The organism is Cupriavidus sp. Agwp_2, from assembly GCF_040784895.1.
Lineage (GTDB): Bacteria > Pseudomonadota > Gammaproteobacteria > Burkholderiales > Burkholderiaceae > Cupriavidus.
On sequence record NZ_CP088083.1, the window covers coordinates 2,142,709 to 2,156,090 of the forward strand.

A 13,382-nucleotide genomic window follows, 5' to 3' on the forward strand; every position below is an offset into this window, starting at 1 on the left:
GAGTGATCTACAGGGAGAACGCCTTCAGCGACTCCAATACCGACTTTGCTGCTGCAGCAGGCGGGTCCCCCGCGCTGCGTCCGGTGGGATCACCCGCACCGCCGCCGGCAGGATCACCCTGGCCGGACTTGAATTCACTGATGAGGCGCATGGCATCATTTTTCGGCATGCCGCTCGATCGCAGCGCGGCCTCGATGCGGCGCACCGCAGAAGCCTGCGCTTTGGCGTCGCCCTTCTTGACCTGGTCGGACGGCAGGAACTCGTCGGCAAAGCCATCGTCGATCGCTGTCTGGCCGCTGATCCACGTTTCCGCGTCCATCAGCTTGGCGACCGCTTTCGTGTCTTTGCCGGTGCGCGCCGAATAGATGCTGCCCATGGCATCGTCGAACGGCTTCAGCGTCGCGGCTATCTCGGTCAGATCGTGCCGGTTGCCGACGGCCAGCACCCAGGCGTTGTGGATCATCAGGAAGCCGGCGCGCGAGATCTGCACCTTGTCCCCGGCCATGGCGATGATCGACGCGGCGGAGGCGGCCAGGCCCAGCACCTTGACCGTGACCTCGCCGTCGTGCTCGCGCAGCAGGTTGTAGATCGACAGGCCTTCGAACATGTCGCCGCCAGGCGAATTGACGTTCACCGTCACCGGGCCGGCACCCATGCTGCGCAGCGCGCCAGCAATGCGCTTGGCCGTCACGCCATCGCCCGACCAGTAGTCGTAGCCGATCACGTCATAGACGCTGATGGTGCGATCTGCGTCCGACTCGGCCGCGGCCCGGACCCCGGTGTCCCAGCGGTCCAGCGCGCGTGGCTGCAGATGGCTGGACACGCTGGCGCTGGGCCGCCCGGCCGGAATGCCCGGAAGGGTCTTGATGCTCATGATTCCCTCTTTTCTGGTTGGTCATCCAGGCCGAGAAACGCGCGGATACTCGCCCGCGCCTGGTTGGCGTCGCCGGCCGTCGCGGTGCCGATTGCCTCAAGCGTCGTCATGGCCGATTGCACGGTCAGCACAGCGGCGTTGCCGCCCATGGCCGGTCGTTCCTCGAGTTCGCGCACCTCGTCGCGCGTCAGGATGCCCTTGTCGACCATGACGCCATAGAACGCGGCCCGGCCGGCGCTGTCCGCGCGCAGCAGGCCCTCGACAGCGAACTTGGGGTAGTACCGCGCCCGCTCGGCAGGTCGCAGCAGGTCCTTGCTGATGGCCTGCTCGATGCGTTTCAGCCACGGCGCGAGCGTGAAGGTCAGGAAGGCGATCATCTGCTGCTCGATGCCGGTGCCCCAGCTGGTCGACTTCTCGGTGTGACCGACCATCCACGGCGGCACCCGGAACCACCGGCAGATCGCTTCCACCGAGTAGCCGCGCGACTCCAGCAACTGCGCATCGGATGGCTTGATCCCGACCGATTCGACGGAGGATCCGCCTTCCAAAACCGGCGTTTCGCCGCGCTCGACCGCGCCTTTCAGGTTCGCCCTGAATTCCTCGCGGTGCTTCGGCGTCAGGAAATTCGCAAACTTGTAATAGACCGTCTGCAGCAGGCCGGTGCTAAACGTCGACGCTGCGGCTTTGTCCGCTGCCATCGCGTTGCCAAACACTTTGGCGCCGTACTCGATCACCGACACCCCATTGATGCCATCCAGCGTGAAGCCGGGAATGGTCCAGATCCGCGACTCGGGGATTTCTCGCAGCGTGCCGTTTGGTCGCGGGTAGGTGAATTTCTTGCGCCCGGTGTTGTAGTCCCGCGTGCAGACCAGCTTATCCGGGTCCAGGAAAGCCAGCCCGACCACTTGGTCGCTGCCGCTCACGTAAAGCTTTTCCGCCCTCCCCGCTCCGCGCAGCAGCATCGCCGCAATCATTGCCTCCCAGAACACCGAAGCAGTCGAATCGGTGTTTGGCTGGTCATGGATGATGAAGTGCAGCGGATGCTGCGGCGCGACCCGCTTACCGGCGCTGGTGCGCTCGTACATGGCAAGCGGCAGCGTGGCGATCGTCTCCGAAATCAGCCGGACGCAACTCCACGCCGCGTCCAGCTGCATCACAGCGCTTGGCGTGACCAGCACGCCAGCTTCTGGGATCCCGGTGCGTGCGTACAGATCCGAATCCGTCAGCGAGAACGACCGCACGAAGCCATCAATGGCCGCCCGGACGCCACGCGCGACACGTGTAAGGGGAAATTTCATCATGCGTGGCCCGCCACAATGGGATTGCTCAGCCAGTCATCCAGGCCGCCCTTCCCTTCAGGATTCAGTGACAACAGCGCCACAGCATTGAACAGCGCCATCAACGGGTCGATCTTCGCTGTGCCGCTGGCCTGCTTTGTGATCAAGATCGCGTTGCCGCGCGGCTCGACCTTGGCATTTCCGACGCACCAGTCCATCAGCGCGGTACCACCGTGCCACAAGGCGCCTTCGGCGAGCTTCCGCTCGGTGGTCTTGATCGTCCCACCCAGCTTCCAGCCCTGCGAGATACCAATCACCAGCTCCTCGGGGATTCCAGCGGCCACCAAAGCATCCAGCACAGCGCCGATGCCGCTCGGGTCCACGCCGATCTTGTCGAGCAGCCCCGCCTCGTAGACCAACAGCACGTCCTGCGCAAGCTGCTCTACGTCCTCACCGATCCGAGTGACGATGACAAGCTCACCGGCCTTTTGAAGGTCCAGGAGCTTAGGCGCCTCGGATTTGCGGCGATCGAGCACGGTGGGATGCGCCCAAGCCTTGCTCCAGGTCAGCCATTCACCGTTCTCCCGGTCTCGGCCCGCGGCGCCCAGGCCCAGTAAATCGTCCAAGCCGCCGCCGTCAACGCCCACGTCGATCACCTCGCATCGACGGATCAGATCGGCAAGCGTCAGTCCTGGTCGGGCCTGCTGTTCCCAGAACAGCGCCCCGGCCCAGTTGTCCGAGCGCAGCGCCAGGCCAATTTCGACGTTGCCGTGCTTCGCCATGAAGCCGCGAAACGACTCTTCCCCGGCATCCTTCGCCTTCCGGTACTCCCGCTCCAGAAAAGCTTGGTCCACCGAATACCCGAGGTTCGGGTTGACCATGGCGAGGTTCTCGACCTCCAGGTGCTCGCGGCGAGCCACCATTTCGGGTGGATGCTCAAAGATGATCGGGACGAAGCTCTTATCCTCGATCTTGCCGTCGCGAACGTCGCGCGCGTACTGCAGCTTCTGCTTGAACACACCTGCCGGCGGGTCATCGCTCTGGGTGGTCAGGTAGATGACGAAACCTTCTGGCCGCGACGCCAGCCCGCCGATTGCCTCGCGCAGCATGTTTTCCGCGTTTGACTGCTTCCCGAACAGCCACAGCTCGTCGACCAGCGTGCCGACGCTCTTCTTGCCGCCAACCGTGTTGGAGTCGGCAGCCACCACCTTCAGCGTTGCGTTGCTCTCCCGGTGCGTGATGGTCTTGATGTGGGTCTGCACGTGCATCAGCGCGTTCAGATCCTCGTCCACCCGCTCTGCGCAGAAATCTCGCGACGGACCGAAGCTGTTATTGGCGATCTCGATGGTCGGTGCCAGGATGGCAAACTCCGCCGACTGCCGCCAGTTCAGGATCAGCGCCGTCATCATGATGCCGGCCGCGATCGTCGACTTCGAGTTCTTCTTCGGGAGGCAGACGAACCATTCCGTGATCAGCCGGCGCCCCGATTCCGGATCGTAAGCGCCAAAGATCGACGCCACTAGGTCGAAGACCCAGTCCGCGCAGGCCTCCCCGAACGTCGGGCTGCTCGGCGCGTCGACGATCCGCAGTTCCCTGAAGATCGCCAGCGCCTGCTCGGCCTGGTCCGGGAAGATCGGCGGCGGGATGATCGACCGCCCCGACTGCAGGCGTTCGGCCCAGTCGGGGCAAGCGGTCGTCCAGTCCATAGCGTCATTTCACGGCACGTAGCGGCGGCGCCGCGGCGGCGAATCGTCCGGAAGCTGCCTTCTTGGCTGCATCCGCGCGATCCTCTTTCTTTCCGGCGTCGCCGAGTTTCCGATGGAAATAGGGCATCAGTTCCTTCGCTGCGAAGACGCGGAGCTTCGGCTCCGTCAGATCGTCGTTCATCACGGCCTTCAGGAAGGCCTTGGGATCGGAATACTGTGTGGCCTGCTCCCAATTGAACGCTGCAACTGCCGCGTCTTCATCCAGTGACTCGGGCTCTCGCACCGGCTTTGCCTTCGGGGCCGCCTTTGCTGGCGGCGCAGCCTTCCGCGCAGTACCGGCCTTCGATTTGCGCGCGAGGTGAGCCAGGACGTCAGCATCTTTCGCCAGACGCGAACCGGCGGCGGCGGCAGTGCCGGCGCTATAGCCGGCGTCGATAGCCGCCTGCTTGTTCGACAGGCCCCGCGCCTTGGCCTCGGCAAATTTGAGTTTTTTGCCTGTCAGAGCCATGTGGAAACCCCGCGTTGCGGGCCTCAATCCTTAACATCGCGCCACCCGATTGGCGTTTCCAATCAATGGCTTGCGGCTCATTGTTAAAGGGAGAGCCGTGTTAAAGCTTTAACAAGTTTCGTGGGCGGGGAAATTTTCTCTGCGTGAGGGAACGGGCGGTTTCCGGCCAACAGGCCTTCCGAAGATTTACCCGCCCCCCACCCCTAATGAATGCGCCGATCAGCACGCATCAGGGCTCCGTGCCGGCGGTCACGCCAATCGCAACCGGCGGATGACCCGCGCCGAACACGGACAAACGGATGGGCAGGCCAGCCAGGATGTTGGCGATGTCCTGCTCGGTGGGCTGGTACCACGACAGCCATCGGTTGTTCGCCTGGTCACGGTGGACCGGCAGGCCGAGGCACTCGCCGTGCACTGCCGGGTCCCAGTCTGCTGGCGCACCAAGCATGGCGTTGGTGTGGTCAGTCGTCACGGGCTGCATCATGGCTGGTCTCCTGCGCTATCGCCCAGCTCGGGCTGCCGCCTCTCTGGCGGTCTTAGCCTTATGGCAATCATCGCAGCGAGGACGCAGGTTGCTGTCGTCGTTGCTGCCACCCTGCTCCAGCGGAACATCGTGATCAATCTGGTCACGGGCTGCTATCCAAACATGGCCACAGTCGACGCATCGGAACCCATGCGCCAAGGCAACACGCTGGCGGGTCTCCATCCATAAGCGCCCGCGTGGCCGTGGCGCGGTGCCGGCCTTAGTCTCAAGGATCGGTACCCTCTTTGCGGTCGAAGCCTGGAGGCGTGGCTTCAGCATCTGGAGCCGGCTCATTGGATCGACCCCTTGAATAGAAAGCGCCTGACCAAGGCCAGGCAAACCCCGGCGGCTGCCGGCGGAGGAGACAACTGGGTTGCGGCACCGCGAATTGAACGCGGAACCTGCGGGGCATGAACCCCGCCGCGCTACCGTTGCGCCATACCGCAGAAGACTGACGGCCACCAGCATGTTTGCGCGCAGACACCACACCAAAGGCAGAGCATCACGGGCAAGAACATGGGCGGCATCCAAAAGCGAAGCCCCGCGCGGCGCCGGCCGGGCGGGGCTCTGTGTTGGTTGAAACGACTCTCCCTTACTGCGCGGGGCTGTCTGTGGAATGAGTAGCCTCTTGCTCCTCATCTCGCTCAAACCAGGTCGTGACTCGGAATATTCCCATCGATGCAGCGACAGCCGTCATCAAAGCATACATAAAGAGGAAGAAGCCGAAGCAGTTACCTATTGGAGCTAAGCAGCGGCGAAAAAGCATGAGGTCCCCAGAGATCGCCAAGGAGACATGCCCATACAAGGTGTCAGCTGCGAGGGGATAGTCAAAAGCCTTTGTAGCAATCGCGAACACCAACGCAATCAACTGAACGAGAATGAAGTGCGCGAACGATGCACTGACCACCACGTATGGACTACTTTTGCCATTTTTGCGCGTTGCCTGACGCCTGCGGAATTCTTCGTCGCCAAACCCAAGCCAGATTGCATATCCCCCCAAAGCAAAGCCAACAACGTTGGGGAGGACCGATGCAGCCGTATCCCACCACTTCTCATTCAGCCAGAACGGATGGAGAACGATAGTCAGCACGGCAGCACAGTGCATGTAAGGGGAACTGAGCACATCCCAGATCCCCCCATATGCTGACCAGTACAGCCTGAAGATCTTTCGCACTCCCACGTATGCCCGGGGAAGTCCCATATTTCTAGCCTCTTGCCGCGCGACGCACCAGCGAACGAAGGAAATCGGAAGCGACGGCGTACAGTGCGGTTGACGGGAACTCTACATCTGGATCGTACTCCGCTGTTTCTAGCAGCGGGTGCTGCTTTGTCGAAAGCTCCACCACATTGCCTTCGTCGTCTCGGCCGCGCCCCGAAACTAAACCATTCGACTTAGCAACCTCGGCAAGCGCTTGAATTTCATTGTCCGGTGCCAGCGTTTCGCCTCGGCTCGCAATCAGGGACACATCCATTCGTCTCGCATGCTGAGCCTTTAGCCGATCCTTGACATCCTGCTCGAAGTCCTCGAAATCATCGGGATTTGGAGGACTTATCTGAATATCGAGGCGCCTCAGCCCTGGGATTGCGAGAATCTTTCTAAGGGTGTCCTTGTCGGGCTCGGCGGTAACCTCAATTTCACCGAACTCTTCCCTAAGGGCAGGCTGATTCAGCAACGCTCGAAAATACCGCGCTGCATCCAAGGGTCCAAAGCTCTCGCCCCGCTCTCTCGACACAAAGAACAAGCGATGCTTGGGCGGAAAAAACAGAAAATCAAACGTCTCCAAGCCCGGCTTCAAATGCTCCGGCACCGAGACACCTTCTCGTTCAGCGTCGTCCACCGGCTTCCGGGCCTGCAGATTGAGCCACTTACCAGTTAGCTCAAGATCAAAGAACTTGTGCACGACCCCACCGTAATACCCGTTCTCTTTCGGCCCAAAGCCACCCAAGATGGCCGCAAACTTTCCTCGCACCGTCAAGGCACGGCGAGTCCCATGGGCCTTCTTAAAGAGTTCAACGTATCGTTCCCGATTGTGCGGCTCGGGCATAACGATATTAAGAACGCCGACTGTTACCTTACGCATGACCCCTCTATCTGCCTAGAAATGTGGAGGTCAGATTTTATTCTGAGGTGCCTATTGACATGCGAAGCCCCTACCAACGAGGGGTAAGGGACTGCTGACTCTACAAAAAAGCCCGCGCGGCGCTATCCGGGCGGGCTTTCGAATCTGGTTGCGGGGGCAGGACTTGAACCTGCGACCTTCGGGTTATGAGCCCGACGAGCTGCCAACTGCTCCACCCCGCGGGCCGGACTATACGCGGTTTGGCAGAACATTGATACGGCAACATGCAAAAAGCCCCGCCCAGATAACTCCGGCGAGGCTTCAGGCGCATCTCTGCAATTTGGGGAAATTCTAGGGTCGCTGTAACAGCCTGTCAAGCCACAACTTCGCCGTCGCAGATCAGACCCAGCGCGGTGAAGTAGGCATCAAGGCGCGACACCGCCAAAGCCTCCAACTCACGCAGGCGCTCGCGGATCTTGGGGAAGGCCCGGGCGTAGGTCATGTGGTTGCTGCCGAACGATGCCGCCATGTCGCGATAGCTCACCGCCAGGCGCTCATGGTTGGCAAACGCCTTCGATACCAGTATGTCCAGGGCCGGCCCGGCAATTGAGCAGTTCGGCGCCAGCCAGTCGGCGAGGTATCGGATTCCCTCAACGCGAGCCGGGCCGTAGAAGTAGCGGCGCTTTCGCTCGCCGTTGGCGCCGATCTCCTCATACTCGGCCGGCGTGAACCGCGCGCGCACCACCGCCCGCTCCGGGGCCGGCAGCTTCGAATCCACAGCCGACATCACCATGGCGCACTGGCCGCGCACCTCGTCGCTGGTCAGGCCGCCGAAGTCGACCGTGCTGTCCGACGGCGTGCCGCGCAGCTGGTCCAGCCAGGCCTCCTGCATGCCAGTCAGGTTCGGCGTGGCCTCCATTGCCCGGATCAGCGCCGTGCGGAATGGCGCCTTCTGCCGCGGCGGCAGAGCCATCACCATGTGAGCAACGTACAGCGCCTGGCGCGTGTCGGCGAATACTGCGTTCATCGTCATTCCCCCGTGTTCTCTTCAATTGCCTGCGGGAAGGAGATGCTCACCGGCACCGGCTTCCCTCCCACAATCCGGTAGCGGGTCTTTGCCCCCACCGTCAGTCGTACCAGCTCGAATTCCTCGCCTTCGACCAAGGTGCCGTCTTCCCGCACCATTTCCTCGGGCGACTCGTAGTGCGCGTTCCACTCGTAGTCCGGGACGAAGATCTCTTTCACCCTCGATCCCCTTTCTGCCAGCGCATGTACGGCAGGCGCACTCCAGCGTGGAACTTGGCCTCGGCCGCCGGCGCGTGGTCCAGCTGGGCGCGCGACTCGATGCCGCCGCTGACGGCCAGGACGTAGGCCCGCGCCGCTGCCGCCGAGTCGCACGGCTTTCCGCTGCGGTGCGCCACGAAGCGCCAGAAGTCCGGGTTTCCGCACCACATGCCCGCCAGCCGCGCCAGCGCGCCGCCCTTCGCTTTCACCGTCATGCCGACCTCCCAAGGCCAAACAGCGCACGCACGACTCGGTGCTGCTTCCGGACGGTTCCGTTCCGGCGGGAGCGGTTGACGGTGGCGCGGTCGATCATCGCCTTGTAGCGCAGCGGGTCTTCCTCCCTGATTCGCGCGCGCAGGGCACGGTTGCGCTCGGTGTTGGTCAGGGCGCGCGGCTTCGGCTTGCTCTTGCCAGGGAACGGCAGCCAATACGGGATCGGCGCCCCTGGGCGCTTCTCCCAATCCGCCACGTGAGCCTCGCCGGCCTTCTCCTTCCTCCGCATCAGCTGATCGATCGTGTAGCGGCTCGTCCCTGTGGCCTGGGCCATCTCGTGGACCGTCCGGCCGCGCCGGTCTTGGCAAACCCGGGTCAGAAGGATCCATGTCGGGGAAGTCTCGCCATCGAAAGGCTTCGAGCCCAAACCCATTGCCTTTCCTTTCCGGAATACAGCGTGATCCGTCCGCCCCAGCTCCGCGCCGATGACCTTCAACGACTTGTCGGTCGTCCACAGCTGGCGCAGGCGGGCTTCTTCCTCGTTCGTCCAGCGCATGTCAGACCTCCATCCCTTCCGGGCGCGCCAGGCGCGTCCAAGGGCAGCCGGCCACCGAGTGGTCCCCGGCGCCGCAGTAGCAGCAAACCCAGTTCATTTCGGCTCCTTGCTGGCGCTCATGGCGGCGTCGATGGCGGCACGGCAGGACTTGGCGCCGCGCGCCTTGCTATCGTTCAGATCTATCGCAGCCAAATGACCTCGCCCGCCTGGGCCATTCATGAGCCGGACGATGTTGGGACTGAGTATCAGCTCCCAACCGTAGACTGTTCCGTAGTGCTCATTCAATCGATGGTTCAGTCCATCGAGGAAGTCCAGCCGCTTCGCATCCTCCACCTGGTCGGCAGGCGATGCGGAAACCAAACGCTCTAAGCCGGCAGCGTCAGCCCACGTACCGTTCGCTTCCAGATCGGCGATCGTTGCCGGCTCCACCCAATTCGCCGGGGCAATCCAGTTGTTTCCGTTGGATGCCATTCCGATTGCGCAAAGAGACGAGCCGCCGCTTTTCCAGTTGACGCGATACAGGCCAGGGGTGATCCGGCGGTTGTGCTGTGGCGCGCCGGCGCTCGGGGCGGCGAGTGCTCGAATCTCTTCGGCGAGCTCCGTCAGCGAGGTGTAGTGGTCCATCTTCACTTGGCTGCCGAACGAAAGTGTTCCAGCAACGCCAAAGCCGAAGCGATTCGCGTAGTCATCCGCCTTGCGATCGATGAATGCTGCGACCTCTGCAGCCGTGGTCAACGCCTCGCGCTCTGCCTGTTTCTCGTTCATCTCATCTCCTTGTCGCCCGTCTATGCGGCTTACCGAAAGACCTACCGCGCTTTCCATTTCACCTACTGCCACGTGAGTCATTGACCATTCCGTCTACAGACGGTCATGCGGGACCGGTCGATTCCTGCGGGCGGCGGTCCACAACGATCTCGCACACAGCCTCAGCCTTGCTGGTGCCGAGGCTCCCGCTCGAACGGCTGGTGATACGCAGGATGCGAACCGAGACGTTGGAAGCATCCAGGTCCACCCCAGCCTGCGCGGCCACCGCCTGCGCCACCAATTCCAAGATTTGCTGCTGGTCGAGAACAGCCCTGAAGCTCAGTTCGTCCACCGACGACGCATGCACCTTGATCTCGCTCACTTTGTCTCCTTGATCTGGATTCCCATGGCCGCCATCAGATGCCGCTTGATGCGGTACCCCTCGGTGATGTGGCCCTTCACGTCCTCTACCGTCTTCACCGAGGCGCCCTCTTCGACGTAGGTGAAATCGGCCACGTACTTGAGCGCCGGCCGCTTCCGGCCACCGATCACCACCGCCGGCGACAGGATGAACACCACCTGGCGCTCCAGCTGCTGGATCTTCCCGGCCCGCTGCAGGATCCGTAGGTGGTGGTACCGCTCCATTTCCCGCTGGCTGTCGAACGTCTCGCCGTTCACCGTCACCCTGGTGTTCCCGTACTTGCTCGGCTTGCCCTTCGGTGCGCTCGCATGTCCGATGCCAGCTGCACCGCCGCGGCGCGCCCCCTGTGCCTCTCCACCTTGGTCAGAAACTCGGTCACCTGGTGATCCGGCCTTGCCGCCAGCCACCTGACCTCGCACTCGTGCCGCCTGGCCTCGTCCGTTCGCATTGCCCCACTTCCCCCACATGCCCGTCATGCCGCATCCCCAATCGGCGGATGGCCGTAGATGTACTGATGGATGTCTGCATAGAGCGAGTTCTTGGTGCGTTGCAGCTCGTTCATCAGCTCGTCGCGCCACTTACCCTCTCCGGCCCGCTTGAAAACGTTGACCTTGTAGCGGAGCGGATCCTCGCCCTCTTTGAAGGCGCGGAAGACCTGGGCGCCCTTCTCCGTGATCCCGGACCAGCGCCGGTACCAAGGCTCAGCTGCAGATTGAGCGCCGCCCGTTTCGCCTTCCGGCGATTCCTCGGGCACCTCGTCGGTCCAGCGCCGGCCATTCAGCCAGGTGGAGGCATGCGGGACGAACGTGCCGCCATCCTTGGTCCATGCCTGCGATGCCGCCTGCTTCTCCACCGCTGCCAGCAGGACGGCCTGAAGCGCCTCGTCCGGGTCAAGCTTCCGATAGGCCTTCAGAGCGGCGTCCTTCGAAACCTTCCTCGGGTACACGGCCCAGAGCTGCTCGAAGGCTTTATCCACAGCCTTGCGCTTGGCGCGCGCAACCTTGGGTAGTTCTTTGGGTAGTTCTAGTGGGTAGTTAGACTGAACGTCGTTCAGTGCCTTTTTGTCGCCACGTTCAGTGCCTTCTGTCGTCACGTTCAGTGCCTCGCCGGAAGGTACTGAACGTCCTTCAGTGCCTTCGCCCTCAACGTACTGAACGTCGTTCAGTGCCTCTGTGGATAACTTTTCGTCAGAAGGCACTGAACCTGCTTCAGTGCCTTTTCTGACTGGGGCAGGACGCGGCACAAACCCGTCCGGAGTGCGTGGGCGATACTGATTCCGGGCCCAGCCTTGGCCGGCATAGCCGTGCTTGGACACGGTCAGCCACCCAAGGGATGCAGCCAGCTTCAGGTGCGTGACGACGGCGCGCTCCGACAGCCCGCATTCGTCGGACAGCAGCAGCGTGGAGGGGTATGTGGGTTCGCCAGCATCATTGATGTGGCAGGACAGCGTCAGCAGGACGTGCCGGGTGGTCGGGCCGAGATCCGATCGGATGATGGCGGCGCGCCAGGTATAGGAGTTCATTGAAGCCCTCCCGCCGCGCCGTGCGACAATGCCAGCCCACCAACATCGGGAGCACTGCAATGACCCCAGAACGTGAAGAATGGCTGCTTGACGCAATGATGTTTGCTGGCCGCGTCGCCCGCTGCACCGTTGAACCGTTTGATACCACGGCCTTCGGTGGAAAAACGGCAAGCCGGGTCACCCTGGAGATTATTCGTGACGCTGCTATCGACGGGGACTTCCCCTGCAGCCTGAGTGCGACCTTCGTATTCCCGACCGCCGGCAAGACCATCGAGCAGATTCAGGACGAAGCCTTCGAGCGCGCTCAGAAGATGCTCAGGCATACCGGCCCGGATCGGGACAAGGCGCCCGCTTGATTGGATGCAGCCGGTCATGCGATCACCTTCACCAGGCCGGCTTCGAACAGCAGGCCAACCGTCTTGCGGTGGGCCGCCTCCCACATTTCCTCGCGCTCGGCGCGGCTTAGCTTCGAGCCTTGGTCTAGTGCGGCGTGACAGGTGTGGCACATGGCAGCAATGCGGTAGTCGTGCGCCTTGAGGCCGCGGCCCTTGCCGTCACGCAGTTGGTTGGAGTGCGCCGCCACTACCGTGCCGTCCTGCCGGCCGCAGTTCGTGCACGGGAAGGCCCGCACCGCTTCGAGCAGCTTCGTGTTTCGGTACATCATCAGAACAGGTCCCCTTGCGGATTCGGCCGGCGCACCGGGCGGATCGTGCGGCCAGTGATCTTGCACGCGCGCGACGGCGCAAGCTGAAGCTGGCCCTTGGCGCGCAGCTCGTTGACGCGGCCGCTGACGGTATTGATCGCCAGACCGGTCGCCTGCGCCAGTTCCTGCAGGGAGTAGTCGCGCGGGTAGCCGCCGACCGCGCCCAGGATCTCCTGCTGGACCCGGCCCAGTTCGCCGGTCTTGCGCATCCGGTCGTAGTTGCGAATGCTGGTGTGAGCGACGGCGGTGTGCATGCCCCCTCCTATGCCTTGCCGGCCGTCTTGGGCCGGTATTGCTCGTCCTTAAAGCCCGCATGCCACTCCAGGTGGGCGTCGGTGCCCGGTGGCCAGTGCGGGTTGTCCTCCACCTCCTGCCCGCGGCGGAAGGCTTCGGCGCCCTGCTCGCGCACCGCGGCGCGCGGGATCAGTTCGTGGATCACGGGCCAACCTCCGGTACCGCCAGGCGCAGATTTGCCTCGGTCAGGAAGAACACCCGATGGCGGATCTCCGAGCCGTCGTCCACGTAGACGAACTTGTAGGCCTTCTGGTACGGCACGTAGGAAACGAAGCGAGCCTTACGCCCGCTGGGCATGCGGCAGGCGCAGCCTTGAGTCAGCGCCGCAGTCATGGCCGTCCCCGCACGCCGGATCCGCACTCCCCGAAGCCCTCGCGCGCGCAATGGCACGACGCGCCCACCTGGCACAGCGTGCTGATCGCGTCCAGATAGGGCTTCGTCACCAGGGCGAAGCCGCAGTTGGCGGTCAGGAGGTCGATCTTGTTGAGGGGGATGCCCTGTTGGTTGCTCAGGATCCGACTCACGTCGGAGCTGTCCCAGCCCATCAGGTCCATCAGCTCCTTCCGCCGCTCGGAAGAAAGCGCCATCCGGACAGCTTGCTCAAGCTTTGCCGGCGAAAGTGTGGTGGCCATAGTGTGTGTCTTGCTCAAAGTTGCTCAACGCTGCGCAAGTCCGCCCCTACTTCTCTGCGTGCTGT

The 13,382-nt window shown here is 62.9% G+C and carries 22 protein-coding genes and 2 tRNA genes; 1 reads left to right on the forward strand and 23 read right to left on the reverse strand.

Translation table 11 applies throughout. From position 1 onward, the window contains the following. Positions 1-7 precede the first annotated feature (7 nt). From LPA45_RS09960 to LPA45_RS10045, 18 genes are all read right to left on the reverse strand, one after another. Entirely contained in the window at positions 8-874 is an 867-nt protein-coding gene (locus LPA45_RS09960) for a head maturation protease, ClpP-related (RefSeq protein ID WP_317921072.1), read from the reverse strand. Next, on the reverse strand, positions 871-2,175 hold the full coding sequence (locus tag LPA45_RS09965; protein WP_317921074.1) for a phage portal protein: 1,305 nt from the start codon (positions 2,173-2,175) through the stop codon (positions 871-873). The genes LPA45_RS09960 and LPA45_RS09965 overlap by 4 nt, the downstream gene beginning before the upstream one ends. Next, complete coding sequence (locus LPA45_RS09970) at positions 2,172-3,857, reverse strand: terminase large subunit (RefSeq protein WP_367394526.1); 1,686 nt, start codon at positions 3,855-3,857, stop codon at positions 2,172-2,174. The genes LPA45_RS09965 and LPA45_RS09970 overlap by 4 nt, the downstream gene beginning before the upstream one ends. A gap of 4 nt (positions 3,858-3,861) precedes the next feature. Beyond that, positions 3,862-4,365 (reverse strand): terminase small subunit, encoded by a 504-nt coding sequence (locus LPA45_RS09975; protein WP_317921076.1) that lies wholly within the window; start codon positions 4,363-4,365, stop codon positions 3,862-3,864. 229 nt (positions 4,366-4,594) lie between these two features. Then, on the reverse strand, positions 4,595-4,849 hold the full coding sequence (locus tag LPA45_RS09980) for a hypothetical protein (protein WP_317921078.1): 255 nt from the start codon (positions 4,847-4,849) through the stop codon (positions 4,595-4,597). 15 nt (positions 4,850-4,864) lie between these two features. After that, positions 4,865-5,182 (reverse strand): HNH endonuclease signature motif containing protein, encoded by a 318-nt coding sequence (locus LPA45_RS09985; protein ID WP_317921080.1) that lies wholly within the window; start codon positions 5,180-5,182, stop codon positions 4,865-4,867. A gap of 79 nt (positions 5,183-5,261) precedes the next feature. After that, positions 5,262-5,334, reverse strand: a tRNA-Met gene (locus LPA45_RS09990). 146 nt (positions 5,335-5,480) lie between these two features. Further along, entirely contained in the window at positions 5,481-5,978 is a 498-nt protein-coding gene (locus tag LPA45_RS09995; RefSeq protein WP_317921082.1) for a hypothetical protein, read from the reverse strand. Positions 5,979-6,093: 115 nt separating this feature from the next. Continuing rightward, on the reverse strand, positions 6,094-6,969 hold the full coding sequence (locus LPA45_RS10000) for a DUF4747 family protein (RefSeq protein WP_317921084.1): 876 nt from the start codon (positions 6,967-6,969) through the stop codon (positions 6,094-6,096). 145 nt (positions 6,970-7,114) lie between these two features. Then, a tRNA-Met gene (locus LPA45_RS10005) sits at positions 7,115-7,190 on the reverse strand. A gap of 131 nt (positions 7,191-7,321) precedes the next feature. Beyond that, positions 7,322-7,975: a hypothetical protein gene (locus LPA45_RS10010; protein ID WP_367394527.1), complete on the reverse strand. Its 654-nt coding sequence runs from the start codon at positions 7,973-7,975 to the stop codon at positions 7,322-7,324. Between the two features lie 2 nt (positions 7,976-7,977). Beyond that, positions 7,978-8,193 (reverse strand): hypothetical protein, encoded by a 216-nt coding sequence (locus LPA45_RS10015; protein WP_367394528.1) that lies wholly within the window; start codon positions 8,191-8,193, stop codon positions 7,978-7,980. Beyond that, the gene (locus LPA45_RS10020; protein ID WP_367394529.1) at positions 8,190-8,447 is read right to left on the reverse strand and encodes a hypothetical protein; all 258 of its coding nucleotides are present in this window, start codon (positions 8,445-8,447) and stop codon (positions 8,190-8,192) included. The genes LPA45_RS10015 and LPA45_RS10020 overlap by 4 nt, the downstream gene beginning before the upstream one ends. Then, a complete protein-coding gene (locus LPA45_RS10025) occupies positions 8,444-9,001 on the reverse strand; it encodes a hypothetical protein (protein ID WP_367394530.1) in 558 nt (185 codons plus the stop codon). Before LPA45_RS10025 ends, LPA45_RS10020 begins: the two co-directional genes overlap by 4 nt. A 93-nt stretch (positions 9,002-9,094) precedes the next feature. Next, complete coding sequence (locus LPA45_RS10030) at positions 9,095-9,766, reverse strand: hypothetical protein (RefSeq protein ID WP_367394531.1); 672 nt, start codon at positions 9,764-9,766, stop codon at positions 9,095-9,097. 103 nt (positions 9,767-9,869) lie between these two features. Next, positions 9,870-10,127 (reverse strand): hypothetical protein, encoded by a 258-nt coding sequence (locus LPA45_RS10035; protein ID WP_367394532.1) that lies wholly within the window; start codon positions 10,125-10,127, stop codon positions 9,870-9,872. After that, positions 10,124-10,429, reverse strand: coding sequence for a DUF1064 domain-containing protein (locus LPA45_RS10040; RefSeq protein ID WP_367394533.1), 306 nt, complete (start codon positions 10,427-10,429; stop codon positions 10,124-10,126). The genes LPA45_RS10035 and LPA45_RS10040 overlap by 4 nt, the downstream gene beginning before the upstream one ends. Before the next feature lie 209 nt (positions 10,430-10,638). Next, positions 10,639-11,688, reverse strand: coding sequence for a helix-turn-helix domain-containing protein (locus tag LPA45_RS10045; protein ID WP_367394534.1), 1,050 nt, complete (start codon positions 11,686-11,688; stop codon positions 10,639-10,641). 59 nt (positions 11,689-11,747) lie between these two features. On the opposite strand from LPA45_RS10045, the gene LPA45_RS10050 reads away from it, so the two are divergent. Then, entirely contained in the window at positions 11,748-12,044 is a 297-nt protein-coding gene (locus LPA45_RS10050; RefSeq protein WP_367394535.1) for a hypothetical protein, read from the forward strand. Positions 12,045-12,058: 14 nt separating this feature from the next. Here LPA45_RS10050 and LPA45_RS10055 read toward each other — a convergent pair whose 3' ends face one another. Genes LPA45_RS10055 through LPA45_RS10075 form a run of 5 tightly spaced genes read right to left on the reverse strand, consistent with a single transcriptional unit; the run spans position 12,059 to position 13,317 of the window. Further along, entirely contained in the window at positions 12,059-12,352 is a 294-nt protein-coding gene (locus tag LPA45_RS10055) for a hypothetical protein (protein ID WP_367394536.1), read from the reverse strand. Further along, positions 12,352-12,645: a helix-turn-helix domain-containing protein gene (locus LPA45_RS10060; protein ID WP_367394537.1), complete on the reverse strand. Its 294-nt coding sequence runs from the start codon at positions 12,643-12,645 to the stop codon at positions 12,352-12,354. Before LPA45_RS10060 ends, LPA45_RS10055 begins: the two co-directional genes overlap by 1 nt. Before the next feature lie 8 nt (positions 12,646-12,653). Then, the gene (locus LPA45_RS10065; RefSeq protein ID WP_367394538.1) at positions 12,654-12,830 is read right to left on the reverse strand and encodes a hypothetical protein; all 177 of its coding nucleotides are present in this window, start codon (positions 12,828-12,830) and stop codon (positions 12,654-12,656) included. Further along, positions 12,827-13,018, reverse strand: a complete 192-nt coding sequence (locus LPA45_RS10070; protein ID WP_367394539.1) for a hypothetical protein — start codon at positions 13,016-13,018, stop codon at positions 12,827-12,829. The genes LPA45_RS10065 and LPA45_RS10070 overlap by 4 nt, the downstream gene beginning before the upstream one ends. Then, entirely contained in the window at positions 13,015-13,317 is a 303-nt protein-coding gene (locus tag LPA45_RS10075; RefSeq protein WP_367394540.1) for a DNA-binding protein, read from the reverse strand. Before LPA45_RS10075 ends, LPA45_RS10070 begins: the two co-directional genes overlap by 4 nt. Positions 13,318-13,382 lie beyond the last annotated feature (65 nt).